General features: G+C 77.3%; 22 protein-coding genes and 1 riboswitch. Of the genes, 8 read left to right on the forward strand and 14 right to left on the reverse strand.

Annotation, left to right across the window (positions count from 1 at the left end):
• Nucleotides 1-118: 118 nt before the first annotated feature.
• The 4 genes from ACK586_RS15320 to ssd are packed head-to-tail and all read right to left on the reverse strand — an operon-like array spanning nucleotide 119 to nucleotide 3847.
• Nucleotides 119-862, reverse strand: coding sequence for a type II secretion system F family protein (locus ACK586_RS15320; protein WP_409331354.1), 744 nt, complete (start codon nucleotides 860-862; stop codon nucleotides 119-121).
• On the reverse strand, nucleotides 859-1641 hold the full coding sequence (locus ACK586_RS15325; RefSeq protein WP_409331355.1) for a type II secretion system F family protein: 783 nt from the start codon (nucleotides 1639-1641) through the stop codon (nucleotides 859-861). The genes ACK586_RS15320 and ACK586_RS15325 overlap by 4 nt, the downstream gene beginning before the upstream one ends.
• An 8-nt stretch (nucleotides 1642-1649) precedes the next feature.
• Nucleotides 1650-2792 carry a TadA family conjugal transfer-associated ATPase gene (locus ACK586_RS15330; protein WP_409331356.1) on the reverse strand — a complete coding sequence of 381 codons (1143 nt, stop codon included), beginning with the start codon at nucleotides 2790-2792 and terminating at the stop codon, nucleotides 1650-1652.
• Nucleotides 2789-3847, reverse strand: coding sequence for a septum site-determining protein Ssd (gene ssd, locus ACK586_RS15335; RefSeq protein ID WP_409331357.1), 1059 nt, complete (start codon nucleotides 3845-3847; stop codon nucleotides 2789-2791). Before ssd ends, ACK586_RS15330 begins: the two co-directional genes overlap by 4 nt.
• Before the next feature lie 160 nt (nucleotides 3848-4007).
• Between ssd and ACK586_RS15340 the strand changes: the two genes are divergently transcribed.
• Nucleotides 4008-4871 (forward strand): HAD family hydrolase, encoded by an 864-nt coding sequence (locus ACK586_RS15340; protein WP_409331358.1) that lies wholly within the window; start codon nucleotides 4008-4010, stop codon nucleotides 4869-4871.
• A gap of 77 nt (nucleotides 4872-4948) precedes the next feature.
• Here the strand turns inward: ACK586_RS15340 and ACK586_RS15345 are convergent, their stop codons facing one another.
• Complete coding sequence (locus ACK586_RS15345; RefSeq protein ID WP_409331359.1) at nucleotides 4949-5731, reverse strand: Fic family protein; 783 nt, start codon at nucleotides 5729-5731, stop codon at nucleotides 4949-4951.
• Nucleotides 5732-5821: 90 nt separating this feature from the next.
• Here ACK586_RS15345 and ACK586_RS15350 point away from each other — a divergent pair, with 90 nt between their 5' ends.
• The 3 genes from ACK586_RS15350 to ACK586_RS15360 are packed head-to-tail and all read left to right on the forward strand — an operon-like array spanning nucleotide 5822 to nucleotide 7693.
• Nucleotides 5822-6373, forward strand: coding sequence for a histidine phosphatase family protein (locus ACK586_RS15350; protein ID WP_409331360.1), 552 nt, complete (start codon nucleotides 5822-5824; stop codon nucleotides 6371-6373).
• Nucleotides 6374-6386: 13 nt separating this feature from the next.
• Entirely contained in the window at nucleotides 6387-6908 is a 522-nt protein-coding gene (cobU, locus tag ACK586_RS15355; RefSeq protein WP_409331361.1) for a bifunctional adenosylcobinamide kinase/adenosylcobinamide-phosphate guanylyltransferase, read from the forward strand.
• On the forward strand, nucleotides 6905-7693 hold the full coding sequence (locus ACK586_RS15360) for an adenosylcobinamide-GDP ribazoletransferase (RefSeq protein ID WP_409331362.1): 789 nt from the start codon (nucleotides 6905-6907) through the stop codon (nucleotides 7691-7693). Before cobU ends, ACK586_RS15360 begins: the two co-directional genes overlap by 4 nt.
• A 49-nt stretch (nucleotides 7694-7742) precedes the next feature.
• Here ACK586_RS15360 and ACK586_RS15365 read toward each other — a convergent pair whose 3' ends face one another.
• The 8 genes from ACK586_RS15365 to ACK586_RS15400 form a co-directional block, all read right to left on the reverse strand.
• The gene (locus ACK586_RS15365) at nucleotides 7743-7952 is read right to left on the reverse strand and encodes a hypothetical protein (protein ID WP_409331363.1); all 210 of its coding nucleotides are present in this window, start codon (nucleotides 7950-7952) and stop codon (nucleotides 7743-7745) included.
• 83 nt (nucleotides 7953-8035) lie between these two features.
• Nucleotides 8036-11674: a cobaltochelatase subunit CobN gene (cobN, locus tag ACK586_RS15370; protein ID WP_409331364.1), complete on the reverse strand. Its 3639-nt coding sequence runs from the start codon at nucleotides 11672-11674 to the stop codon at nucleotides 8036-8038.
• A gap of 53 nt (nucleotides 11675-11727) precedes the next feature.
• A riboswitch (cobalamin riboswitch) is annotated at nucleotides 11728-11796 on the reverse strand.
• Between the two features lie 86 nt (nucleotides 11797-11882).
• Complete coding sequence (locus ACK586_RS15375) at nucleotides 11883-12506, reverse strand: ABC transporter ATP-binding protein (RefSeq protein WP_409331365.1); 624 nt, start codon at nucleotides 12504-12506, stop codon at nucleotides 11883-11885.
• On the reverse strand, nucleotides 12500-13351 hold the full coding sequence (locus ACK586_RS15380; RefSeq protein WP_409331366.1) for an ATP-binding cassette domain-containing protein: 852 nt from the start codon (nucleotides 13349-13351) through the stop codon (nucleotides 12500-12502). Before ACK586_RS15380 ends, ACK586_RS15375 begins: the two co-directional genes overlap by 7 nt.
• Nucleotides 13348-14199: an ABC transporter permease gene (locus ACK586_RS15385; protein ID WP_409331367.1), complete on the reverse strand. Its 852-nt coding sequence runs from the start codon at nucleotides 14197-14199 to the stop codon at nucleotides 13348-13350. Before ACK586_RS15385 ends, ACK586_RS15380 begins: the two co-directional genes overlap by 4 nt.
• Nucleotides 14196-15290: an ABC transporter permease gene (locus ACK586_RS15390; RefSeq protein ID WP_409331368.1), complete on the reverse strand. Its 1095-nt coding sequence runs from the start codon at nucleotides 15288-15290 to the stop codon at nucleotides 14196-14198. The genes ACK586_RS15385 and ACK586_RS15390 overlap by 4 nt, the downstream gene beginning before the upstream one ends.
• Entirely contained in the window at nucleotides 15278-16894 is a 1617-nt protein-coding gene (locus tag ACK586_RS15395; protein WP_409331369.1) for an ABC transporter substrate-binding protein, read from the reverse strand. The genes ACK586_RS15390 and ACK586_RS15395 overlap by 13 nt, the downstream gene beginning before the upstream one ends.
• A 222-nt stretch (nucleotides 16895-17116) precedes the next feature.
• Nucleotides 17117-17449 (reverse strand): tetratricopeptide repeat protein, encoded by a 333-nt coding sequence (locus ACK586_RS15400; RefSeq protein WP_409331370.1) that lies wholly within the window; start codon nucleotides 17447-17449, stop codon nucleotides 17117-17119.
• A gap of 120 nt (nucleotides 17450-17569) precedes the next feature.
• Between ACK586_RS15400 and ACK586_RS15405 the strand changes: the two genes are divergently transcribed.
• Complete coding sequence (locus tag ACK586_RS15405; protein ID WP_409331371.1) at nucleotides 17570-18247, forward strand: DUF4383 domain-containing protein; 678 nt, start codon at nucleotides 17570-17572, stop codon at nucleotides 18245-18247.
• 85 nt (nucleotides 18248-18332) lie between these two features.
• The gene (locus tag ACK586_RS15410; RefSeq protein ID WP_409331372.1) at nucleotides 18333-19505 is read left to right on the forward strand and encodes a precorrin-3B synthase; all 1173 of its coding nucleotides are present in this window, start codon (nucleotides 18333-18335) and stop codon (nucleotides 19503-19505) included.
• On the opposite strand, the gene ACK586_RS15415 is transcribed toward ACK586_RS15410, so the two are convergent.
• Entirely contained in the window at nucleotides 19502-20686 is a 1185-nt protein-coding gene (locus tag ACK586_RS15415; protein ID WP_409331373.1) for a glucose-1-phosphate adenylyltransferase family protein, read from the reverse strand. The two genes, ACK586_RS15410 and ACK586_RS15415, sit on opposite strands and share 4 nt — an antisense overlap.
• Nucleotides 20687-20759: 73 nt before the next feature.
• On the opposite strand from ACK586_RS15415, the gene ACK586_RS15420 reads away from it, so the two are divergent.
• Both ACK586_RS15420 and ACK586_RS15425 read left to right on the forward strand, forming a co-directional pair.
• On the forward strand, nucleotides 20760-21380 hold the full coding sequence (locus ACK586_RS15420; protein WP_409331374.1) for a precorrin-8X methylmutase: 621 nt from the start codon (nucleotides 20760-20762) through the stop codon (nucleotides 21378-21380).
• Nucleotides 21377-22900, forward strand: a complete 1524-nt coding sequence (locus tag ACK586_RS15425; RefSeq protein ID WP_409331375.1) for a precorrin-2 C(20)-methyltransferase — start codon at nucleotides 21377-21379, stop codon at nucleotides 22898-22900. The genes ACK586_RS15420 and ACK586_RS15425 overlap by 4 nt, the downstream gene beginning before the upstream one ends.
• The last annotated feature ends 30 nt before the right edge of the window (nucleotides 22901-22930 follow it).

Here is a 22930-nt window from a genome sequence, read left to right on the forward strand (position 1 = left end):
CCGGAGCGGGCCCGCGGTCCGGGCCCCGTGCCCCGACCCTGGGGTGGCCGGCACCCGGGATCCATCGAGCGGCCCGGTCTGTGGAGGGAGCCGGTTCCTGTGGACCGGGCCTCGTCGGTCACGGCAGCACGTCGGCGGCGATGCCGAGCACGACCGGTGCCACCCCCAGGCAGACGAAGGCCGGCAGGAAGCAGGCTCCCAGCGGGGCGAGCACCCAGACCCCCGCCCGGCGCACCCGGGCCTCGGTCCCGGCACGGAGCACCGCCCGGCGGTCGGCCGCCAGTCCGTGCAGCGCCGCGGCGACGGTGGAACCGGACTCCCCGGCCCGCGCCAGGACCCTGCCCAGCCCGGCCAGGGGCGGCGGGACCCCGGCCCACGCCGCCCGCGCCGCCGAACCCAGCCGGTAGCGGCCGGCGACCACCGCCAGCTCCTCGCCGAGCGGGCCGGGCAGGGCACCGGCCACGGCGGCGAGCGCGCCGCCCACCGGCAGTCCGGCGGCGAGGCACACGGCCAGCAGGTCGCAGGCCACCGGTAGCTCGTCCTCCAGGGCCGCACGGGTCTGCCGGGCCCCGCTGCCGGCCGAGCGGCGCAGCGCCCGCTCCAGGCCGACGGCGACGGCGGCTCCGGCGACCGGCCCGACCGGCCCGCCCACGAGCAGCACCGTGGCCACCCCCGCGACCGCGGCCAGGACCCACCGCCGGCGCGGGTCCGCCGACGGGTCCGGGGACGGCGGCACGGCGGGCAGCCGCGCCGCGGCGACGGCCCGCGCGCGGTCGCGGGCGGGACGGCCGGGCGGGGACCGGAGCAGCAGTGCCGCGGCCACCAGCAGCAGGACCACGGGCAGGTGCGCCGCAGCGCTCACCGGGCGGCCCGGCGCACCAGGCGTCCGGTCCACGCCAGGCCGGCGCCCTCCAGGGCCACCCCGAGGACGAGCAGGACCTGCCCGCTGCCCGTCGTGGTGAGCACCGCCCACGGGTCGGCACCCACGCCGCTGCCCATGAGCAGCGCGAGGACGGGCAGCCCGGCCAGCAGCGCGGCGCTCGCCCGCGGCCCCGCCAGCGCCGAGCGCAGCTCCAGCCCGTGCCGGCGGCGGGCCCGCAGGTCGTCCTCCACCGCCCCCGCCACGGCCGCCAGCGAGCAGCCGGTGCGGGCGCTGAGCCGCACGGCGGCGGCCAGCCGGGCGACCGCCGCCTCCCAGGGGCCGGCGCCCGGCCGCGGCGCGGCGACCGAGGCCGGCGCCCGCACCGCCCGGACCAGCGCGTCCGCGCCCGCCGGATCGCCGCACGCGGCTCCGGCCGCGACCGCGGCCTCGTCCACCGGGCGACCGCTGCGCAGCTCCGCCGCCAGGGCGCCCAGTCCCTCCGCGAGGGCGGCCACCCGCTCCTCCTCCTGCCCCCCGCGGCGGCTGCGCTCCCGGGCGAGCACCGCAGCTGCGGCAGCCGGCGCCGCGAGCGCCGCGACCAGCACGGTGCCGGCCGCCCAACCCGCCGCTGCCGCCGCCGTGGCCGCCAGCAGGGGCACCGGTGCCCGCACCGGCCGTGCCCACTTCCGGGCCGGACGGCGCAGGCGGCCGCGGCCCGGCCGCACCGGCCAGCTCAGGAGGGCGGCGGCGAGCAGCAGGAGCACCGCGGGACCGGCCACCTGGCCGGTCACCTCCCGCCGCCGGCCAGCAGCTCGTCCAGCCGGCCGCGGCCCGGGCAGGAACCGCCCTCGGCGCGCCATGCCGGCTCCACGACGACGAGGTCCCCGGCCCGCCGGACCACGCCGAGCTCCTCCACCCTGCGGACCCCGCCCGCGCGCCGCAGGTGCACGACCACCGCCAGTGCGGCGGCCGCCTGGCTGTGCACCGCGACCCGGTCCAGCCCGGCCGCGACCCCCAGCGCCTCGAGACGGGCGGGCACCTCGGTGGAGCGGTTGGCGTGCAGCGTGCCGCACCCGCCCTCGTGGCCGGTGTTGAGCGCGGCCAGCAGATCGGTCACCTCCGCGCCGCGGACCTCCCCGACGACGAGCCGGTCCGGTCGCATCCGCAGCGCCTGCCGCACCAGGTCGCGCAGCGCGACGGCGCCGACCCCCTCGACGTTCGGCGGGCGGGTGACCAGCCCGACCACGTGCGGGTGCGCCGGCGTCAGTTCCGGAGCGTCCTCGCAGACGACGATGCGCTCGGCGGGCTCGACGAGCCCCAGCAGCGCCGACAGCAGGGTCGTCTTCCCCGAGCCGGTGCCGCCGGTGACCAGGAAGGCCAGCCGCGCGGCGACCACGGCGCGCAGCAGCTCCGCCGAACCGCCCGGCAGCGTGCCGCGCGCGGAGAGCTCCGCCAGCCCGAGCGAGCAGCGGCGCAGCACGCGCAGGGACAGGCACGTGCCGCGGGCCGACACCGGCGCGAGGACGGCGTGCAGACGGGTGCCGTCGGGCAGGCCCGCGTCCACCCACGGGGCGGCGTCGTCCAGGCGCCGGCCGGCCGCGGCGGCGAGCCGGACGGCGAGCCGGCGCACCGCGTCGTCGTCGGGGAACCGGACCCCGGCCCGCTCGAGGCCGGCACCGCGGTCGACCCACACCTCGTCGGGGCCGTTCACCAGCACGTCGCTGACGCCGGGCGCGCGGAGCAGCTCCTCCAGCGGCCCGGCACCGGAGAGCTCGTCGACCGCGGCGCGGACGGCGGACAGGACGGCGGTGTCACCGGCCAGGCCACCGGCCTCCTCCCGGACCAGCGCCGCGACGGCAGGGCGGCTGGGCACGGCCACCTCGGTGGCGAGCCGGGCCCGGACCCGCTCCACCAGCGGGGCGCCGGTCACGAGCCCGGTCCCGCCGGCGCGGGCAGAGCGGCCAGCACCGCTCGAGCGACGGCTCCCCACGGGGTACGCGGGCCGGTCGGTGGCGGATCACCGCGCTCGCCGCGTGCCACGGCCCCGCGGTCGTGCGGCAGCTCGGCGAGCAGGTCCGCGCCGACGAGGCCGGCGACCTCCGCGGCGTCGAGGCCGTCGCGCACCTGGCGCACGACGAGGCGCGCGCCCGCCCAGGGCGCCGCCCCGCCGCCCGGCCGGCCGGCCACCAGACCCTGCGCTGCGGAGGTCGCGCGGACGCGGGCCGGCACCACCAGGACCGCGAGGTCGGCGTCGGCCAGCACCGTCTCGGCGAAGGGCGGGGCCGGTCCGCGGGGCAGGTCGACCACCACCGGCCGGCCGGCCGAGCGACCGGCCTCCACCACGGCGGCCACCGCCTCCGGTGACGGTGGCGCGGGCGCCGACCGGGCGGCCGCGAGCACCCCGACGCCGCCGACCCCGGGCAGCGCAGCCATGACCGCGTCACCCGACACCCGCCCGCGCAGGCCGTCGAGGTCCGGCCAGCGCAGGCCGTCGGTGTGCTCGGCCCCCAGCAGGAGGTCCAGCCCGCCGCCCCAGGGGTCGGCGTCGAGGAGCAGCGCGCCGTCCCCGGTCGCCGCCGCGGTGAGGGCCACCGCCGCGGCGAGCGTGCTCGCTCCCGCTCCGCCGCAGGCGGCCCCGACCGCGACCAGCGCCCCCCGCTGCACGGGCCGCCGCAGGGCGGCACCGGCGCGCTGGAGCACCCAGGCCTCGTCGGCAGGCAGCACGGCGACCCGCTCGGCGCCCAGCTCGACGGCGGCCGCCCAGCCGGCCGGCGGGAGCTCGGCCCGCGTGACCACCACGACGCCCGGCCGGCGGGGAAGCGCACGGACCGCGCCGCTGGCCAGCACGTCCCCGCCCAGCAGGACCAGCGGCGCCCGGCGGTGGGCGCGGCGCAGCGCCGGGCCGGCGGTGGCGACCTCCGGTTCGGCTCCCGCCGCGGCGAGCAGCCGCAGCGCGTCGTCGAGCAGGTCGTCGTCGGTGCTCACGAGCAGGGGGCGGACAGGAGCCGGTGCGGTCACCCGGTCAGCTCACCGGCGGGGCGCGCGGGCAGGCGAGAGGCCGGCGGGACCTGTGGATGACCCGAACGGGTGTGGACGGCGGGATGACGCGGGTCACACCCCGGTGCTGCGCTTACAGTCGTGAACCGTGACCCGCGCAGCGGCGTTCTTCGACCTGGACAAGACGATCATCGCCAAGTCCAGCACCCTGGCCTTCGGGCGGCCGTTCTTCGAGGGCGGGCTGATCAACCGCCGGACCGTGCTCAAGGGCGCCTACGCCCAGTTCGTCTTCTCCCTGGCCGGCGCCGACGCCACCCAGATGGAGCGGATGCGCGCGCAGATCACCCGGATGGCCACCGGCTGGGACGTCGCGACGGTGCACGACATCGTCCGGGAGACGCTGCACGAGATCGTCGACCCGCTCGTCTACGCCGAGGCGGCCGACCTGATCGAGGAGCACCGGTCCGCCGGCCGGGAGATCGTGATCGTCTCCAGCAGCGGCGCGGAGATGGTGCAGCCCATCGGTCAGATGCTCGGCGCCGACCGGGTGGTGGCCACCCAGATGGTCACCGAGGACGGCCGCTACACCGGCGAGATCGCGTTCTACGCCTACGGCGAGAACAAGGCGTCGGCGATGCGCGAGGTGGCGGCCGAGAGCGGGTACGACCTGGCCGACTGCTTCGCCTACAGCGACTCGGTGACCGACCTGCCGATGCTGGAGGCCGTCGGGCACCCGACCGCGGTCAACCCCGACCGCGGGCTGCGCCGGGCCGCGGCCGAGCGGGGGTGGCCGGTCCGGGAGTTCAGCCGCCCGGTGTCGATGCGCAGCCGCTTCGCCGTACCGACGGCGCCGGTCGTGACCGGCGCCGCCATGGGCGTCGGGGCGGCGGTCGTGGGGCTGGCCTGGTACGCCCGCCGGCGGGCGCTGCGCGAGACGTCCCCGGGATCGCTGAGGCCCGCACCCCTGACACCGGCCCCGGTGACCGGCCGGCGGCGCCGCCGCGGCGCCTGAGCCGCTCCCCCGCCGGCACCTCCGCCGGCACCTCCGCCGGCACCTCCGCCGGCACCTCCGCCGGCACCTCCGCCGGCTCAGCCGCGCAGGATCGCCTCGGCCACCGCCAGGCCCTCGACGGCGCCGTGACCGGTCGCCCGGCAGCAGTGCACCAGCCAGGCGGCCAGTCCCTCGGGCTCGCCCGAGGCGTAGCCGGTGAGCGCGGCGTCGTACGCCTCCCGGCCGAGCTCGGCGAAGCCGACCTCGGGCACGGAGACGGCCTTGGGGTCCAACCCGCGGACGATGCCGGTCAGCCGACCCGCCGCGCGCGCGACGACGCCGTCGGCGGTGCCGAAGGGCGCCAGCGCCGCGAGCTCGCCGTGCACCAGCCCGGCCACGACGACGGCGGGCACGGTGCTCGTGCCGGTGACGACCGAGAACAGACCCGAGAGGCGCGGGCCGGCGTGCGGGCCGGGCCGGCCGAGGTCGCCCCGGTCGGCCAGGTCGGCGGCCGCCAGCACGTGCAGACGCGCCAGCACCTGCCCCGGCGCCCGCGACCACGTGTCCACGAGGGAGCCCAGCGCCACCGAGGCGCGCAGCGCCCCCTGCACCACCGGGTCCTCGACCCGGCCGGCCCGGACGTCGGCCAGCGGGACGTCGGCCCCCTCCATGGCCGCCGACGCGCGGGCACCGCGCAGCGCCGACTCGGCGCTCACCTCGGCGGACCGGTTGCGCATGAGCCGGTGCCGCAGCAGCCGGTCGATCGCGGTCCGCGCCTCCTCCGCCGCGTCGCGGACACCGGGCAGCTCCAGCAGCGGAGCCAGCGGGTCGGGTGCGGTGGAGCGGGGTGGTGCCGCGCCGGGGCGGACGGGGATGGTCACGCCGACGACGGTACGAGGGGCGCGCCGCCACCGGCGCACCCGAACCGGTGACGTCGGGAACGCCGGGGGCTCGTCTACGCTCCGCAGGCCATGTCCCGACCGCTCACGCTGCTCCTGGTCCGCCACGGGCAGAGCGAGTGGAACGCCGCCGGGCTGCTGCAGGGTCAGACCGCCGACGTCCCGCTCACCGACCTCGGCCACGCGCAGGCCGCCGCCGCGGCCCGCGAACTCGCCGGCCTCGGGCCGGGCGTCCTCGTCTCCAGCGACCTGCACCGTGCGGTGCAGACCGCCGCGCACTGCGCGCGGGCGACAGGGTTGCCGCTGAGCACCACCCCGGCGCTGCGCGAGCAGGGCTACGGCGTGCTGGAGGGCCGGCCCTCCCGGGAGCTGTGGGACGTCGTGGACTGGACCGATCCGCACTGGGCGGCCGACGGCGGGGAGAGCCTGGCCGAGCTGCACGGCAGGGTCGCCGCCTACCTGGAGCACCTGTGCGCGGAACGCCCGGCCGACGTCGTCGCGCTCGTCACGCACGGGGACACCATCCGGGCCGCGCAGGCCGTCGCCGGAGGCCTGGGTCCCGACGCCCTGCCGGCGGTCACCCCGCACAACGGGACGGTCACCCGGCTGGAGATCTGCCGGTGAGCGGGGCGGCGCGGTGAGCAGGGTGCTGGTCCTCGGCGGCTCCCGCTCGGGGAAGTCCGCGCACGCGGAGTCGCTGGTCGCCGACCGGGCCGACGTCGTGTACCTGGCCGCCTCGGCCCCCGCGCCGGGAGACGCCGAGTGGGCGGCCCGGGTCGCCGCGCACCGTGCCCGGCGCCCGTCCTCCTGGACGACGCTGGAGAGCACGGCCCCCGGTGACCTGGTGCGCCCCGGCACGGTCCTCGTCGACAGCGTGACCACCTGGGTGGCCGCGCTGATGGACGACGCCGGGATCTGGGACGACGGCCCCGCGGCGGCGGAGGAGCTGGCCGCCCGCTGCGAGGCGCTGCTCGGGGCCTGGGCGGCGACGCCGGCGCACGTCGTGGCCGTCAGCGACGAGGTGGGACTCGGGGTCGTGCCCGAGACCCGCGCCGGCCGGCTGTTCCGCGACACCCTCGGCGAGGTCAACCAGCGGCTGGCGGCCTCGGCCGACGAGGTGTGGTTCGTGGTGGCCGGGCTGCCGCAGCGGTTGCGGTGAGGTGGACGGGGCCGCTGGAGTCCGCGGCGCTGCTCACGGTGCTGCCGGTGCCCCCATCGGCGGCGGCCTCGGCCCGCGGGGTGCTGCCGTGGGCGCCGCTGGTCGGTCTGGTGCTGGGCGGGCTCGCGGCCGGGGTCGGCGTGGCCGGCGCGCACCTGGTCTCGCCGTTGACGGGTGCGGTGCTCGCCCTGGCGCTGCTGGCGGCGGCCACCCGCGGCCTGCACCTGGACGGCCTCGCCGACACCGCCGACGGGCTCGGGCCGCTGCGCGGCCGCGAGCGCGCGCTGGAGGTGATGAGGCAGGGCGACGTGGGCCCGTTCGGCGTCCTCACCCTCGTGCTCGTGCTGCTGCTGCAGGCCGCGACGGCCGCCGCGCTCCTCGCCGCCGACGGCGGCTGGGTGGCGGTGTGGACGGCGGTCGTGGTCGCCCGCCTGGCGATGTCGCGCGCCGGCCTGCCGGGGGTCCCCACGGCCGCGGGCTCGTCACTGGGTCGGGCGGTGGCCGGCACGGTCTCCCGGCCGTGGCTGGCCGGCTGGCTGGTCGTGGTCGCAGTCCTGGCCGGCGGCGCCGCCTGGCTGCTCGCGGGCGCGACCGCGGGGGCGGGGGCGGGGACCGACGCGGCGTGGCGGCTGCTGGTGGCGGCGGCCGCGGGGCTGCTGGCCGCGGAGGCGCTCCGGGCCCGGGCCGGCGCCCGGCTCGGCGGGGTGAACGGGGACGTGATGGGGGCGATGGGCGAGGCGGCGGCGACCGTCGTCCTGCTGGTCGCCGCCGCCCTCGCCCGCTAGCCCGTCACCGGGCCGTCGGCCGGGGCGTGCGGCGCACGCCCCGGACGGCTCAGAAGCGGCGGCCGGTCAGCGAGCCGAGGATGCGGCCGAGGCCGCCGCCGGTGGCCGGCGCGGCGGTGGTGCGCCGCCCCATGCCCCGGCCCGTGCCCCGACCGGCCGACGCCGCCGGACGGCGCGTGCCGCGGCCGGAGGCGGCACCGCGGGCGGCGCCGCGGGCGGTGGACTCAGCAGTGCCCAGGATGCGGTTGAGGATGCTCATGGCGACCGGATACCCGGCTCCGGCCGGAAGATGACGATCCCGTGACGATCGACGGTGTGCCGTCACTCACAGTGCATCCTGGTTCACGCGGGTGCGCTCTGCTGCGCCGCCGTCTCGCCGCCCTCCAGGTCACCCTCCGTGTCCAGGTAGGCCTGCTGCAGCTCGGCCAGCAGGGCCGGGTCCGGCTGGGCCCACATCCCGCGGTCGACCGCCTCGAGCAGCCGCTCGGCGATGCCGTGCAGCGCCCACGGGTTGGACCGCTCGAAGAACTCCCGCTGCTCGGGGTCGAGGACGTAGGTCTCGGTGAGCTTCTCGTACATCCAGTCGTCGACGACGCCGGTCGTGGCGTCGTAGCCGAACAGGTAGTCCACCGTCGCCGCCAGCTCGAACGCGCCCTTGTAGCCGTGCCGGCGCATCGCGGCGAGCCACTTCGGGTTGACCACGCGGGCACGGAAGACGCGGGCCGTCTCCTCGCCCAGCGACCGGGTGCGCACCGACTCCGGCCGGGTCGAGTCGCCGATGTAGGCACGGGGCGCGGACCCGGTCAGGGCGCGCACCGTGGCGACCATCCCGCCGTGGTACTGGAAGTAGTCGTCGGAGTCGGCGATGTCGTGCTCGCGGGTGTCGACGTTCTTGGCCGCCACCGCGATCCGCCGGTAGGCCGCCTCCATGTCCGGCCGGGCCTCCACCCCGTCCAGGCCCCGGCCGTAGGCGTAGCCGCCCCACACCGCGTAGACCTCGGCGAGGTCGGCGTCGCCACGCCAGTCGCGGCTGTCGATCAGCGGCAGCAGGCCCGCGCCGTAGGCCCCGGGCTTGGAGCCGAACACCCGGGTGGTGGCCCGCCGGCGGTCGCCGTGGACGGCCAGGTCGGCGTCGACGTGGGCGCGCACGAGGTTCTGCTCGGCCCCCTCGTCGAGACCGGCGACCAGCGCGACGGCGTCGTCGAGCATCGTGACCACGTGCGGGAAGGCGTCCCGGAAGAAGCCGCTGATGCGCACGGTGACGTCGATCCGCGGCCGGCCCAGCTCCTCGAGATCGATCGGCTCCAGGCCGGTCACCCGACGGGAGGCGTCGTCCCAGACGGGGCGGACGCCGAGCAGCGCGAGCACCTCCGCGACGTCGTCCCCGGAGGTGCGCATCGCCGACGTCCCCCACACCGACAGACCCACCGAGCGCGGGTACCCGCCGGTGTCGGCCAGGTAGCGGGCGACCAGCGAGTCGGCCATCGCCTGCCCGGTCTCCCACGCCAGCCGGGAGGGCACCGCGCGCGGGTCGACGGAGTAGAAGTTGCGCCCGGTCGGCAGCACGTTGACCAGCCCGCGCAGGGGCGAGCCGGACGGCCCGGCCGGCACGTAGCCGCCGTCCAGGGCGTGGAGGGTGGCGTCGAGCTCGTCGGTGGTGCGGGCCAGGCGCGGCACGACCTCGTCGACGGCGAAGCGCAGCACGGCAGCCACGCCGGCGTCCTCGCGGCCCAGGACGTCGCGCACCACGCCGTCCACGGCGGACGCCGTCCAGCCGGCTTCCTCCATGCCGGTCACCAGCGCGAGGGCCAGCTCCTCGACGGCGTCGGTGGCCCGCAGCCCGGCGCTGCCGTCCTCGGTCAGCCCGAGTGCCTCGCGCAGACCGGGCAGGGCCACGGAGCCGCCCCAGATCTGCCGCGCGCGCAGCATCGCCAGCACGAGGCCGACCCGGTCGTCCCCCTCCGGCGGCGAGCCGAGCACGTGCAGCCCGTCGCGGATCTGGGAGTCCTTGATCTCGCACAGCCACCCGTCGACGTGCAGGATCATCTCGTCGAAGTGCTCGTCGGCCGGGCGCTCGTTCAGCCCCAGGTCGGAGTCGAGCTTGGCGGCCTGCAGCAGCGTCCAGATCTGCGCGCGCACGGCGGGCAGCTTCGCCGGGTCCATCGCCGCGACGTTGGCGTGCTCGTCGAGCAGCTGCTCGAGCCGGGCGATGTCGCCGTAGGTGTCGGCCCGGGCCATGGGCGGCACCATGTGGTCGACCAGCGTGGCGTGCGCGCGGCGCTTGGCCTGGCTGCCCTCCCCCGGGTCGTTGACCAGGAACGGGTAGACCAGCGGCAGGTCGCCGATCGCGGCGTCGGGCGCGCACGAGGCCGACAGGCCGACCGTCTTGCCCGGCAGCCACTCCATGTTGCCGTGCTTGCCGACGTGCACCAGGGCGTGCGCGCCGAACACCGAGCGCAGCCACCAGTACGCGGCCAGGTAGTGGTGGGAGGGCGGCAGGTCCGGGTCGTGGTAGATGGCGATCGGGTTCTCGCCGAAGCCGCGCGGCGGCTGCACCATCACGACGACGTTGCCGGCGCGCAGCGCGGCGAAGACGATGTCGGGGCCGTCGGGTCCGGAGTCGTCGACGAACAGCGAGCCCGGCGGCTGCCCCCAGTGCTCGACCATCGCCTCGCGGAGGTCGGCCGGCAGCGTCTCGAAGAACGCGCGGTACTCCGCGGCGGCGATCCGCACCGGCTGGCCCGACAGCTGCTCGGACGTCAGCCAGTCCGCGTCCTGCCCCCCGGCGGCGATCAGGGCGTGCACCAGGGCATCGCCGTCGAGGTCGGCCACGCCCGGCAGCGCGGAGGGCCCGTCGAACGGGCCGATGTCGTAGCCGGCGCCGGACATCGCGGCCAGCAGCCGGACCACCGACGCCGGGGTGTCCAGCCCGACGGCGTTGCCGATCCGCGCGTGCTTGGTCGGGTAGGCCGACAGCATCACCACGATCCGGCGCTGCGCCGGTGGCGTGTGCCGCAGCCGGGCGTGCGCCACGGCGGTGCCGGCGACCCGCGCCGCCCGCTCGGGGTCGGCCACGTAGGAGGTCAGCCCGTCCTCGTCGGTCTCCTTGAACGAGAACGGCACGCTGATCAGCCGGCCGTCGAACTCCGGGATGGCCACCTGGTTGCCGACGTCGAGCGGTGACAGGCCGTCGTCATCGGCCAGCCAGTCCTCCCGCGAGCGGGTCAGGCACAGCCCCTGGATCACCGGGACGTCGAGGGAGGCGAGCTGGCCGACGTCCCAGGCGCCGTCGTCCCCACCGGCCTGGGCGGTGGCCGGGCGGGCGCCGCCGGCGGCCAGCACGGTGACGACCATCGCGTCGACGCCCCGCAGGGTCTCCAGCAGGCCCTCGTCGATCGAGCGGAGGCTGGAGGTGAAGACCGGCAGCGCCGAGCCGCCGGCCGCCTCGATCGCGGTGCACAGCTCCTCGACGAAGCCGGTGTTGCCGGAGAGGTGGTGCGCGCGGTAGTAGAGGACGGCGATCCGGGGGCCGGCGGGCGAGGACGGAGCGGACGACGGCCGCTCGAGCACGCCCCAGTCCGGCGCGACCGACGGCGGCTCGAAGCCCTCACCGGTGAGCAGCACGGTGTCGGACAGGAACCTGTGCAGCTGCACCAGGTTGTCCGGGCCGCCCTGGGCGAGGTAGCCGTGCGCCTCGGTCGCCACGCCCATCGGGACGGTGGAGAGCTCCATCAGCTCCGCGTCGGGCAGCTGCTCGCCGCCGAGGACGACGACCGGCGCCGGGCCGGCGAGCAGCGGCGCGAGCATCTCCTCGTACTGGCGACGCACGCCGAGGATGCGGACGACGACGAGCTCGGCGCCGTCCGCCAGCGCGGCGATCCCCTCCCCGCCGAGCCGGACCGGGTTGCCCAGCCGCCACGGCGCGCCGCTCGCGCGGGCCGAGAGCAGGTCGGTGTCACTGGTGGAGAGCAGGACGAACACGCGCGCTTCCTCACTCGGGGTCCGCGCCCCGGATCGTCGGTTCCGGCAGGACCGGGTGTCTGGCTGCGCCCCCGAGGGGGCTCACAGTGGCGGGACCGCGCCGGGTTCTCACCGGCTTCCCCTGGTGCTGCCGTGCTGGTGGCGCCGTGCTGGTGGCGCCCTGGGTGGTGGTGCCGTGGTGCGGCGACGGTACCCGGCGGGCCCGCCCTCACGGGTCGGCGGACACCGGCCGCCAGTCGACCACCCGGTCGGCCACCACCTCGAGCAGCGGCCGGTCGTGGGCGATCGCCAGCACGCCGATCCCCGCGGCCCGGCAGTGCGCCAGCAGCAGCCGCCAGATCCGGGCCTGGGTGACCGCGTCGAGGCTGGCGGTGATCTCGTCGGCGACGAGGTAGCGGGGGTGGGCGAGCAGCGCGCGGGCCAGGTTCACCCGCTGCAGCTCACCGCCGCTGATCTCGTGCGGGTGGCGGTCCAGCCAGGCCGGGGCCACGAGGCGGGGGTCGAGGGCGGCGATCTCCGCCGGGCCGGCGCCGGCCGAGGCGAGCACCGCCCGCACGGTCCACCGCGGGTCCACGGCCCGCTGGGGGTCCTGCAGCACCAGCTGCACCGGGTGGGGGGCGCGGCGCGGCCGCCGCGCGCCGTCGTCCACGGTCACCCGCCCCCGGTCGGCGTCCAGGAAGCCGGCGAGGACCCGCCCCAGCGTGCTCTTGCCGCAGCCGCTGGGCCCGCAGAGGCCGACCACCTCGCCGGGGCGCACGGCCAGGTCGACCCCGGCGAGCACCCACGCCGATCGCGGCCCGTACCGGACCCAGACGTCCTCGGCGCTCAGCACGGCTCCGCCTCGACCGGCGAGCCGTCCACCCCGGAGCCGCCGACCCGGAAGCCGTCGACCCCGAAGCCGTTGACCGGCAGGGCCCGCCACAGCGCGCGGGTGTGCGGGTGGGACAGACCGGCGCCGTCACCGGCGAACGCGGCGGGGACGACGGTGTCGACGGTGCGGCCGCCGTCGCAGATGACCACGCGGTCGGCGACGTCGAGCACCGCCAGCAGCTCGTGGGTGACGAGCACGACGGCGCGGCCCTCGTCGGCCATCGACCGGAACCCGGCCAGGACCGCACGGACGCCGTCCGCGGCCAGCCCGGCGGTCGGTTCGTCGGCCACGACCAGCCGCGGGCGGCCCATCGTCGCCATGGCGAGGAGCACCCGGCGGGCCATGCCCCCGGACAGCTCGTGCGGGTAGCGCCGCAGGACCTCGGCGCCGAGTCCGCGCCGGGCCAGCGCCTCCCGGTCGGCCCGCCGGGGGTCGGGCGCCCCGGCCAGCCGCGCCGAGCGCCGCACCTGCCGGCCGACGCGGGTCAGCGGGTCCAGATAGCCGACCGACTGGGGCACCAGCGCCGTCTCCCGCCCGGCCAGCCGCCGGCGTCCGGCCGGGTCGAGCGGCACCCCGTCGTGGAGCACCGTGCCGCGCTCGACCGCGTTCGGCGGCAGCAGGCCCAGGACGGCGTGCGCGAGCAGCGACTTGCCGGCCCCGCTGGCGCCGACCAGGGCGACGACCTCACCGGGGGCGGCGGCGAGGTCCATCCCCTGCAGCGCCGGCACCACCCGGCGCCGCAGGCCGCGCTCGTACTGGACGAAGTCGACCTCGAGGCCGCGCACCTCGAGCAGCGGGCCGCTCACAGGTGGGCGCTGCGCGGGTCGAGCAGGGTCCGGGCGTTCTCCCCGATGGTGTCGACGAGCTTGACGACGACGAGCAGGCAGACGCCCGGGAGCACCGCCAGCCACCACGACCCGGCGGCCAGGTGACGCATGGACTCGGCCAGCAGGACGCCGATCGAGGGCTCCCCCGGGTCCACGCCGAGGCCCAGGAACGACAGCGCGGCCTCGTGCAGGATCGCGTGCGGGAACAGCAGCACCGTGCCGACGAGGAAGTGCCCGGTCAGGTGACCGGCCAGGTGGTGGCGGGCGATCCAGAGCCGCCCACGGCCCAGCTGCCGCGACACCGCCACGGCATCGGACGTCACGACCGCCCGCGCCCGGCCGCGCAGCACGCGGGTCAGCGTCGGCCAGTGGGTCAGCGCGACCGCGGCCACGACGGCGCCGGTCCCGCCGCCGAGGGTGAAGGCGAGCAGGATCAGCAGCACCAGGTGCGGCAGCGCCAGGAAGAGGTCGACCAGCCACCCGACCGCCCGGTCGGCCAGGCCTCCGACGACGGCGGCCAGCGAGGCCAGGACGAGGGCGATCGCCGCCGACGCCAGGGCCGCGGCGGTGCCGACCAGCAGGCTGAGCCGCAGGCCGGCGAGCGTGCGGGCCAGCACGTCCCGGCCCAGCCGGTCGGTGCCGAACCAGTGCCCGGCCGAGGGCGGCAGGTTCCGCGCGGCGAGGTCGGTCCGCTGGGCTGCCTCGGCGGCCAGGCCACCGGCGACGAACACGGCGGCCACCACCAGCAGCGACAGCCCCACCCAGGCCAGCGTCCGGCGGCGGCGGTCGCCGAGGAGGCCGGCGGGCGCCACGGCCACGGCGCTCACCGGGCGCCCTGCCCGGCCGGGGTGGGGTCCGGTGCCGGGGCCGGGCCGTCCTCGGGCGGCGGCGCCGCGATCGGGGCCCGCCACCGGCCGCGGGAGCGCCCGGCGGACACCCGCGGGTCGATCCGGGCGTGGACGGCGTCACCGAGCTGGTTGCCGGTGAAGACGAACACCGTGGTGAACAGCGCGATGCCCAGCAGCAACGGCACGTCCTGGCCCAGCGCCGCCGCCGTCGTCGCCGCGCCGAGGCCCGGGTAGGAGAACACCTGCTCGGCCAGGACGGAGCCGCCGAACAGCTCGCCGAGCGAGGCGAACTGCAGCAGGACCGCCGGCGCCGCGGCGTGCCGCACGACCCGGTGGACGACGATCCCGGTCGTCGACTCGCCCTGGGACCGGGCGAAGGCCACGGAGTCGCTGCCCAGCGCCTCGACGACCGCGTGCCGGGTGTGCAGGACGACCGGGGCGACGCCCACCACCGAGAGGGTCAGCGCCGGGAGCACGAGGTGGTGCAGGCGGTCGAGCAGCGTGACGTCCTCGGCCAGCACCCCCACCGGGACCGCGCAGCAGACCGGCGTCCAGCCCAGCGAGACCGAGAAGACGTACAGCAGGAGCAGCCCGACCCAGAAGGTCGGCGCCGAGGCCAGCGTGTAGGCCCACCAGCAGATCACCCGGTCGGCGAACCGGCCCCGGCGGACGCCGGCGACCACGCCGAGGGCGAAGCCGATGATCCCGGACAGCAGCCAGGCGAGCGCCATCAGCGCCAGGCTGGCGAGGAACCGCTCCCCGATGACCTCGGCGACCGGCTGGTTGAACGTCAGCGAGCGGCCGAGGTCGCCCTGCACGACGTTGCCCAGCCAGGCGGCGAAGCGTGCCAGAGGCGGCTCGTCCAGGCCCCAGCGCTCGGCGATCTGCGCGCGCTGCTCGGGGCCGATCGCGGCGACGTCCCCGCCGACGTAGGCGTCGACGGGGTCGACCGGCGAGTTCGCCATGAGGGCGAAGGTCGCCGTCGCCACGGCGGCCAGCAGCAGGACGAGCCGGAGCAGCCGGCCGCCGACGACCTGCAGGGCGGACCGCAGGCGGCTCAGCAGCTCCACTGCCAGCCCGTGATGCCGGCGGTGATCGGCCAGCCGTGCCCGTGCGGCTCGATCTGCGGGGTGCCGACGTCGAGGCACTCGTGGACGAGGTAGGTGTGGTCGAGGTTGACCAGCCACGCCCACGCCGCGTCGCCGGAGGGGCCGAAGCCGCCGCCCTCGCCGTCGTGCTGGGCGGCGCGCCACTCCCGGTTGGCGGTCTCCTCGTCGGTGGCCGCCATCGCCGCGTCGAGGTGTGCGTCGACGTCGGGGTCGGCGTAGAACCCGGGGTTCCAGTACTCCACGCCGGCCCGGGCCGAGGCGTGGAGGTTGTACATCTCCGTGGGGTCGTGGCTGCCCCAGCCGAAGAGGACCGCGTCGGCGTGCATGCGCCGCTCGATGACCTCCCAGCTCTCCCCGCGGGCGGTCACGTCGATGCCGATCGGCGCGAGCATGTCCACGACCGAGAGCGCCAGCCCCTGGCGCAGCGAGTCGCCGGCCGGGTAGAGCAGGTCGAACCCGGCGCGGACGCCGTTCCTCTCGCGGACGCCGTCGCCGTCGGTGTCGACCCAGCCGGCGCCCTCGAGCAACTCCTCGGCGCCGGCCGGGTCGGCGTCCTCGATCGCCGAGGCCGGCTCGTACCAGGGCAGTCCGTCTACGGGCCCGGTGGCGGGGGTGCCGTGGCCCTCGAGGACGCCGTCGACCAGGGCCTGCCGGTCGACGGCCAGGTTGACCGCCCGGCGCACCGCGAGGTCCGAGGTCACGTCGTCGCCCACCGGCCGGCCGTCGTCGGTGGTGGTGCCGGTGTCGGGCAGGTAGGGGAAGACGATCCCGCGGTTGTCGACCGACGGCACGGACACCAGCCGCATCCCGGGCGCCTGCGTGCCGGCGAGCTGCGCGGGGACGGCGGCCATGTCGACCTGCCCGGCGGAGGCGGCGGCCACCGAGGCGTCCTCGCCGGTGAACTGGAAGACGATCCGCTCGAACTGCGGTCGCTGGCCGTAGAAGTCCTCGTTGCGCTCGACGATCAGCTGCTGCCCCGGGTCCCACTGCAGCAGCCGGAAGGGGCCCGAGCCGATGGGGTCGCGCGCGTAGTCCGGGCCGTGGGCGTGCGCGGGCACGATGCCGAGGGACACCAGCCGGTTGACGAAGGTGCTCTGCGGCCGGACCAGCCGCAGCTCGACGGTGTCCTCGTCGACGACGACGGCCTCCTCGAGCGCGGTGACGTCGGTGAGGCCGCCGCTCCGGCTGGCCGTGGTGAAGGTGTAGGCGACGTCGTCCGGCGTCACCGGCTGCCCGTCGGTGAACACGGCGTCGGTGCGGATGTCGACGGTCCACACCAGACCGTCGTCGCTGACCGACCAGGCGGTGGCCAGCTCGGGGACGACGTCGAGATCGGCGTCGCGCGCCAGCAGGGTGGACTGGAACAGCGGGGAGCCGTAGCGCCCCCAGCCGAGCGTCGGGTCGAAGCCGTCGTCGGGCTCCCCGCCGATGGCCAGGCGCAGCTCGGTCGGCGGCTCCCCCGCGCCGGCACCGGCCGGGTCGGCGGCACCGCACGCCCCGAGGACGAGCACCGCGCCGGCCCCCACCGCCACCGACCGCAGCCCCCCGGTGCGCCGCTGTGCCATGTCCGCTCCCTCCGTCGACCAGCGCGAACCCTATTGCAAGGCGTTCGCGACAACGCCGGAGGGGCCGGCGCTCAGCGCAGCAGCGGCCCGGTGACCCGCGCCCGCCTCCCCGCCGCCGCGATCACGGGCGTCGCGCCGCGGACACGGGCGGGCACGCCGGGCCGGGCGGCGACACGGCCATGATCACGGCGGGGTGAGGGCAGGCGGGGTGACGGCGGAGGTTCAGCGGGCGGCGCCGAGGGCGTCGGCCAGCTGGTGGTGGGCGACCGCCTCGTCGTGCCGGCTCTGCCGCTCCAGGGTGCGGGCCAGGGCACGGCGGGCCCAGCTGTTGACCGGCGCGAGCTCCACCAGCCGGCCCAGCGCCTCCTCGGCGCGGGTCAGCTGGGCCGAGGCGAAGTAGCTGCGGGCCAGCAGCTCGAGCACGGCCTCGTTGGCCGGCTCGGCCTCGACGACCGGGACCAGGATCCGGGCGGCCTCGGTCGGCTGCCCCATCGAGAGGAACAGGTCGGCGCGCAGGTACTCGGAGTGCACATCCATCTCGAACGGCTGGGTCATGCCCAGGCAACACGCCGAGGTGGCGAACAATTTCGTGGCGCACGTCCTGAACGGTCGCATCCGGGGTATGGAGCCCGGAGGAAGGACGAGTGTCGTCCCGACCCCTGCGAGGAGACCGCCATGACCCTGCACCTCTCCCGCCCCCACCGGACGCAGCGACCCGGTGCCACAGCCCTCACCCCGGGGCAACGCGTCCCGGTCGTGCACCGGGTCGGTGCCCTGACCGTGGCCGCCGTCATCGCCGTCTTCGGGATCCTCGGCTTCCTCGACGGCCTGCCGTTCTTCTCCACCGAGGGCGGGCGCATCCTGGGGCTGAGCTCCAACGGCCTGCTCTCCACGATCTCGGTCGTCACCGCGGCGGTGCTGGTCTTCTCGGCCTTCCGCAGCCCCCGCACCGCCTCGACCGTGATGATCGTCGTCGGCTCGCTGTTCCTGCTCTCTGCGCTGGTCAACCTCGCCGTGCTGCGCACCGACTGGAACGTGCTGGCATTCCAGTGGCCCAACGTCATCTTCTCCGTGGTCGCCGGCCTGACCCTGCTGGTGCTGGGCGCCTACGGTCGGGTCAGCGGCAACCTGCCGGCCGACAGCCCCTACGCACGGCCGTCCGACGAGCCCGAGCCGACCGACGACTCGCCGTCGACGCCCCAGGAGTACGCGGCGGAGCAGGCGATGCGCGATGCCGAGGTCGCCGTCGTCCAGCACGTGGCGACCCCCGACCAGCAGCGCCGGGTGGCCGCGATGGCCGAGGTCCGCGGCCGCGGCGAGCGGCGCGAGGTCTGGATGTCGTTCGACCGCTGACGGCCGCCGGGCCGGCCGGGCGGGACCGCGCCGGCCCGGCTCGCAGCGGCCCCGCCCGGGCAGCCGACGTAGCCTCCCTGGCGTCATGAGCAGCCCGATGCGCGACCGCCCCGACGCCTGCCCCGGGGCGCTGCAGACCCACGCCGCCGCCGACGGCGCGCTGGCCCGCGTCCGGGTGCCGGGCGGGCTGCTCACCCCGGCGCAGCTGAGGGTGCTGGCCGGCGCGGCGCGGGACCTCGGGGACGGCGCCCTCGAGCTGACCAGCCGCGGCAACCTGCAGCTGCGCGGCCTCCCCGCGGGCGCCGGGGCCGAGCTGGGCGACCGGCTGGCCGCGGCCGGGCTGCTGCCCAGCGCGACGCACGAGCGGGTGCGCAACGTGCTGGCCAGCACGCTGTCGGGCCGCACCGCCGGCGGCATGCTGGACGTCACCCCGTGGGTCGCCGCGCTGGACGCCGGGCTGTGCGCCGAGCCGGCGCTGGCCGACCTGCCCGGCCGGTACCTGGCGACGCTCGACGACGGCCGCGGCGACGTCGCCGGTCTCGGCGAGGACGTCGGCGGCGTCGCGCTGGACCCCGGGACGGTGGCGCTCACCCTGGCCGGCGCCGACAGCGGGCTGCGGTGCGCGCCCGGCGACGCCGTCGCCCTGGTCCTCGCCGCGACCCGCGCGTTCCTGGACGAGCGCACCGCCCAGGGGAACACCGCCTGGCGACTGGCCGAGCTGGACGACGGGCCGGACCGAGTGACCCGCCGCGTGGAGACCTCCCTGCGACTTCCGCGCGGGGAGCGCTCCCCCGCGGGGGCCCCTGCGCGCGCGAGGTCCTCCGTCGGTGCGGGCGTGGTCCCCCAGCTCGACGGGCGCTCGGCTCTCGTCGCGGTGGTGCCGCTGGGCCGGCTGGCGGCGGAACAGGCCGACCTCCTGGCCGACCTCGCGCCGGCCGGGCTGCAGGTGACGCCCGGGCGGGCCGTCGCCGTCCCGGACCTGGCCGACGGGGCGGGGGCGGCCGCCGCGCTCACCGCCGCCGGCCTCGAGCTCGATGCGGGCAGCCCGTGGCTTCGGGTCACCGCCTGCGCCGGGCGGCCGGGGTGCGCCAGGTCGCTGGCCGACGTCCGCGCCGACGCCGCGCACGCCGTCGCCACCGGCACGCTCCCGGCGGGCGGCGCGCGGCAGCACTGGGCGGGGTGCGGACGCCGCTGCGGCCGGCCCCGCGGCGAGGTCGTCGACGTCGTCGCGACCGGCAGCGGCTACTCCGTCGGCTAGTCGTCCTGCCCCGGATCGGGGTGGCGGGCCCCGGCGGGGATCTCCGCCCCGTCCCCGACCCGCACCCGGCGGCCCAGCAGGGTGATGTCGCCGTCCCCGCCGACCGAGGCGCCCCGGCCGATCTCCACGGCGTCGTCGGCCACGGTGCGGGTCACCGTCGCACCGGCGCGCACCGTCACCCCGGGCAGGAGGACCGAGTCCACGACGGTCGCGCCGGACTCCACCACCACGCCCGGTGACAGCACCGACCCGCGGACGTCGCCCGAGACCCGGGTCCCGCCGGAGAGCAGGCTGTTCTCGATCCGCCCGTCGTCGAGCACCCGCGCCGCGCTGCGCCGGCCGCCGCGGGTGCCCACCGGCCAGGAGGGCCCGTCGAGGTCGATCGGCGGGTGCTCGGTCAGGAAGTCCTGGTGCGCCTCCCAGTAGGCGGTCACGGTGCCGACGTCGCGCCAGTACCCGGCCAGCGGGAAGGCGCGGGCGGCGCCGTCGCGGGTCTGGGCCGGGAGCAGGTGCGTCCCGAGGTCCTCCAGCCCGTCCTCGCCCACCTCGCCGGCGAGCGCCTCGAGGCGGTCGAGGGTCTCCCGCGGGCTGAACACGAACACCTCGTTGGTCGCCGTCGTCGTCGCCGGCTCGTCGGGCTTGTAGGCGTAATCCTCCACCTTCCCGCCCTCCCCCACCCGGACGACGCCGTAGCGGGTGGCGTCGTCGGCGGAGACCTCCGTGGTGACCATGGTGACCTCGGCGCCCGAGCCGAGGTGGGCGTCGACGACCTCCCGGTAGTCCAGGGTGTAGACGGCGTCGGAGCTGACGACGACCAGCGCGTCGGGGTCGAACCCGCGGACGAGCTCGGCCTGCCGCCACAGCCCGTCGGCGGTGCCCTCGGTCCAGCCGCCCCGCTCGCTGCCCTGGAACGGCGGCAGCACCATCAGCCCGCCGGTGGTGCGGTCCAGGTCCCACGGCCGGCCGTTGGCCAGGTGCTCCGACAGCGACTGCGGCTGGTACTGCACCGACACCCACACGTCGGCGATGGCCGAGTGCTGGCAGTTCGACAGCGGGAAGTCCACGAGCCGGTAGACCCCGGCGAAGGGGACGGCGGGCTTGGCCCGGGTCTCGGTGAGCAGTTCCAGCCGGTTGCCCTTGCCGCCGGCGAGGACGAGGACGAGGACCCTGGGCAGCGCCATGGGCCCGCCCTACCCCCGTCCGCCGGGCTCCCGAACCCGACGCCCGGCGAGCCGCGACGTAGCCTCCTGGCCGATGTACGCCTACGAGAAGGACGGCGCCGAGATCTACCGGCAGTCGTTCGCCACCATCCGCGCCGAGGCCGACCTGGCGGGGCTGCCCGAGGACGTCTCGCGGGTCGTCGTGCGGATGATCCACGCCTGCGGGCAGGTCGACCTGGTGGCCGACGTCGCCTTCTCCCCCGCCGTCGTGTCCCGGGCCCGCGCGGCGCTGGACGCCGGCGCGCCCGTGCTCTGCGACGCGACGATGGTGGCCTCCGGCGTCACCCGCCGGCGGCTGCCGGCCGACAACGACGTCGTGTGCACCCTGGACGACCCGCGGGTGCCCGCGCTCGCCGCCGCTCTCGGCACCACCCGCAGCGCCGCGGCGCTGGAGCTGTGGCGCGACCGGCTCGCCGGCGCGGTCGTGGCCATCGGCAACGCCCCCACCGCGCTGTTCCACCTGCTCGAGATGCTGGAGTCCGGTGCGCCGCGCCCGGCCGCCGTCCTGGGCATCCCGGTCGGCTTCATCGGCGCCGCCGAGTCCAAGGAGGCCCTGGCCGTCACGGACCTGGAGCACCTGGTGGTGCGCGGACGGCGCGGCGGCAGCGCCATGACCGCGGCGGCCGTGAACGCGATCGCGAGCGACGCGGAATGAGCGCCGACCACCGGAGTGGCCACGTCGGCGGAACCGGGCGGCTGTACGGGGTGGGGCTGGGGCCCGGCGACCCCGAGCTGGTGACCGTCAAGGCCGCCCGGCTGATCGGCGCGGCCGACGTCGTCGCGTTCCACGCCGCGCAGCACGGCCGCTCGGTGGCCCGGGCACTGGCCGCGCCGTACCTGCGCGAGGGCCAGGTCGAGGAGCTGCTGGTCTACCCCGTCACCACCGAGGCCACCGACCACCCCGGCGGCTACCAGGGCGCGATCGACGAGTTCTACGAGGCCGCCGCCGCCCGGCTCGCCGCCCACCTGGACGCCGGGCGCGACGTCGTCGTCCTCGCCGAGGGCGACCCGTTCTTCTACGGCTCCTACATGCACATGCACAAGCGGCTGGCGCACCGGTACCCCACCGAGGTCGTGCCGGGCGTCACGAGCGTCAGCGGCGCCGCCGCGGTCGTCGGCCGTCCGCTGGTCGAGCGCGACGAGGTGCTCACCGTGCTGCCCGGCACGCTGCCCACCGAGGAGCTCGCCGAGTGGCTGGCCACCACCGACTCGGCCGCGGTCATGAAGCTCGGCCGCACCTTCCCCCGGGTGCGCGACGCCTTCGAGGCGGCCGGGGTGCTCGACCGGGCGCTCTACGTGGAGCGGGCCACCACGCAGCGGCAGCGGACGATGCCGCTGGCCGACGTCGACCCGGCGACGGTGCCCTACTTCTCCCTCGCCCTGCTGCCCAGCCCGCTGACCGGGCAGGGGCCGGGTCCCGAGCAGCACGACGAGGACCGGGCGCGCACCGGTGAGGTCGTCGTCGTCGGCCTCGGTCCCGGGCAGCGGTCGTGGACGACGCCCGAGGCGTCGGCGGCCCTCGCCGCCGCCGACGACCTGGTCGGCTACGGCCCCTACCTGGACCGGGTCGAGGTCAACCCCCGGCAGACCCGCCACCCCAGCGACAACCGGGTGGAGGCCGAGCGGGCCGCGCACGCGCTCGAGCTGGCCCGCACCGGCCGGCGGATCGCGGTCGTCTCCAGCGGCGACCCCGGCGTCTTCGCCATGGCCGCCGCGGTGCTCGAGGTCGCCGACCGCCCGGAGTACGCGGGGATCGCCGTCCGGGTGCTGCCGGGGCTGACCGCCGCGCAGGCCGTCGCCTCGCGGGTGGGCGCGCCGCTGGGCCACGACTTCGCGGTCATCAGCCTGTCCGACGTCCTCAAGCCGTGGGACGTCGTCCTCGACCGGCTGCGGCACGCGGCGCAGGCCGACCTCGTGCTGGCGCTGTACAACCCCCGGTCCAAGGCGCGGCCGCACCAGCTCGGCGAGGCGCAGAAGACGCTGCTGGAGGTCCGGGACGCCGACACCGTCGTGGTCGTGGGCCGCGACGTCGGCGGGCCGGCCGAGGAGGTGCGGGTGACGACGCTCGGCGGGCTGGACCCCGAGACGGTCGACATGCGCTGCCTGGTGCTCGTCGGCTCCTCGCGCACCCGCGTCGGCCCGGGCGGCGCCGTCTACACCCCGCGCACCTACTGAGGCCGGTCGTCCTCCACCCACGAGGAACCG

The organism is Trujillonella humicola, from assembly GCF_046233715.1.
Taxonomy (GTDB): domain Bacteria; phylum Actinomycetota; class Actinomycetes; order Mycobacteriales; family Geodermatophilaceae; genus Trujillonella; species Trujillonella humicola.